The organism is Paenalcaligenes sp. (genome assembly GCF_030152715.1).
Taxonomy (GTDB): Bacteria; Pseudomonadota; Gammaproteobacteria; order Burkholderiales; family Burkholderiaceae_B; genus Paenalcaligenes; species Paenalcaligenes hermetiae.
This window is the reverse complement of record NZ_JASLIX010000026.1, coordinates 1-2730: the sequence shown is the minus strand read 5'-3', so window position 1 is coordinate 2730 and position 2730 is coordinate 1. Positions and strand designations below refer to the sequence as shown.

Here is a 2730-nt window from a genome sequence, read left to right as displayed (position 1 = left end):
TAGATCATAAACGCTTTCGACCCCTTGTAAGTACATTGCAAGACGCTCAAGACCATAGGTGATTTCGCCGGTGGCGGGCACACAGTCTAGACCGCCAACCTGTTGAAAGTAAGTGAACTGAGTGACTTCCATGCCATTGAGCCAGACTTCCCAGCCCAGACCCCAAGCACCCAAAGTGGGGTTTTCCCAATCATCTTCCACAAAACGGATATCGTGAATGTTGGGATCAATACCAATGGCTTTTAAAGAGCCAATGTATAAATCCACAATGTTTTCAGGTGCGGGTTTGAGGACGACTTGGTATTGATAATAGTGTTGGAGACGGTTGGGGTTTTCACCATAGCGCCCGTCAGTAGGACGGCGCGAAGGCTGCACGTAAGCCGCACGCCATGGCTCTGGGCCAATGGCACGCAAAAAGGTCGCTGTATGAGAAGTGCCTGCACCCACTTCCATATCAAAAGGCTGGAGCAAAGTGCAGCCCTGTTCATCCCAGTAGTGTGAAAGTTGCAGAATTAGTTGTTGAAAGGTGAGCATGTTGCAAAGTAGGCCAAATAAACGTTATGCCGCAAAATGGGTTATTTTACCTTTTGTCTGGAGCTAGACCTAGCTTTTCACATAGATAACCGAATCGCCCAGATCAAGGGTGGACAGTTCATTTTAGAAAAAGCCCATTTCAGACAAAAGATCGTATGATAACAAGTTAAGAAATAGCCCTATTGTATAGAAGCTATTTTTGAAGTTCATACAATAACCAACCAAAAGGAGTCACCATGGCAGAACTGGTAAAGGTAGACAAGCAAGGTCAGGTATTAATTATTACCTTGAATCGACCTGAAGCGCGTAATGCGATCAATTATGACACAGCTGTACAGTTGGCGGCAGCACTCGATGAGCTAGACGCTAATCCCGATGTGGTTGTAGGGATTTTAACAGGCGCCAATCAAACCTTCTGTTCGGGTATGGATTTAAAAGCATTTGCTAAAGACGGGCAACGTCCTTACGTAGGTGATAGGGGCTTTGCGGGCATTTGTGAAAAACCACCACGTAAGCCTCTTATTGCGGCGATCGAGGGTTATGCGTTGGCTGGCGGACTAGAGATCGCGATGTCATGCGATATGATCATTGCCGCTGAAACGGCTAAATTTGGCGTTCCTGAAACCAAACGCGGTATTGTGCCAGGCTCTGGCGGTTTACTTCGTTTACCTGCGCGGGTGCCCTATGTGGTTGCTATGGAACTGGTGTTAACTGGTGATATGTTTAGTGCTGAGCAAGCGGCACAGTGGGGCTTAATTAATCGTGTTGTCCCCGAGGGGCAGGCGCTTCAGGGGGCTTTAGATTTGGCTGCGCGTATTCAGGAAAATGGGCCATTGGCAGTACAAACAGCTAAACAGGTTATTGCCGAGTCACGTGATTGGTCTCAGGCGCACATGTTTGACTTGCAGCGCCCTCGTATTGCACATGTCTTTACCTCGGCAGATGCCAAAGAGGGAGCCACGGCTTTTGCTGAAAAACGTAAACCCGTTTGGCAGGGTAAGTAGTTTTTTGCTGGGCTTTGTCGGTGTGACAAAGCCTTTTGTTTATTTTTTACAACACCATCATGAGCACAGTAATTAAAGAAGACGATCTCATCCAATCTATCGCCGATGCGGTGCAGTTTATTAGCTACTACCATCCGGCTGACTACATTGAGCATTTGGCTCGCGCTTATGAGCGCGAACAAAACCCTGCAGCCAAAGATGCTATTGCTCAGATATTGACCAACTCTAAAATGTCAGCAGAAGGCCATCGCCCTATTTGTCAGGATACAGGGGTGGTGAATGTGTTTTTGAAAGTAGGGATGAACGTGCGTTTTGATACGAATCGTTCACTACAAGACATTTGTGACGAGGGGGTACGTCAGGGCTATACCAATCCCGATAACCCTTTACGCGCCTCCGTGTTAGACGACCCCATCTTTGCGCGTAAAAACACGCGAGATAACACCCCCTGTATTGTGAATGTGGAATTGGTTCCCGGGGATACGGTCGAAGTCGGCGTAGCGGCAAAAGGCGGCGGATCAGAAAACAAAAGCCGTTTTGCAATGTTAAACCCCAGTGAGTCCATTGTAGATTGGGTGCTAGAACAAATCCCGCAAATGGGAGCGGGCTGGTGTCCGCCTGGAATGCTTGGGATTGGCGTTGGGGGCACGGCTGAAAAAGCCATGCTAATGGCCAAAGAATCGCTGATGGAAGACATTGATATGTTTGAGTTGTTGCAGCGTGGGCCACAAAACAAAATCGAAGAGCTACGTATTGAGCTCTATGAAAAGGTGAATGCATTAGGAATTGGGGCGCAGGGATTAGGTGGGTTAACTACTATTCTAGATGTAAAAATCAATACTTTTCCCACCCATGCGGCCTCTAAGCCGATTGCTATGATTCCTAACTGTGCAGCAACGCGTCATGTGCATTTTGTGCTAGATGGCAGTGGTCCAGCAAAACTACAAGCCCCATCTTTAGATGTTTGGCCTGATGTGGCTTGGGCGCCTGATTACAATCAGTCTAAAGCTGTTAATTTGGATACACTTACAGCCGAAGAGGTGGCGAGCTGGAAACCAGGTGAAACTTTATTATTGTCTGGGAAAATGCTGACTGGGCGCGATGCGGCGCATAAGCGTATTCAAACCATGTTAGCAAAGGGCGAACCACTGCCGGTGGATTTTACTAATCGTGTGATTTATTACGTGGGGCC

General features: G+C 47.7%; 3 protein-coding genes. 2 read left to right on the top strand and 1 reads right to left on the bottom strand.

All coding sequences use genetic code 11. The features are described from left to right. Window positions 1-534: glycine--tRNA ligase subunit alpha (locus tag Q1V74_RS01445; protein ID WP_300646743.1), on the bottom strand; the 534-nt coding region annotated here is incomplete at its 3' end. Window positions 535-770: 236 nt separating this feature from the next. Between Q1V74_RS01445 and Q1V74_RS01440 the strand changes: the two genes are divergently transcribed. After that, entirely contained in the window at window positions 771-1538 is a 768-nt protein-coding gene (locus Q1V74_RS01440; RefSeq protein WP_300646742.1) for a crotonase/enoyl-CoA hydratase family protein, read from the top strand. 59 nt (window positions 1539-1597) lie between these two features. Then, the coding region (locus Q1V74_RS01435) for a fumarate hydratase (protein ID WP_300646741.1) at window positions 1598-2730 on the top strand (1133 nt) is incomplete at its 3' end.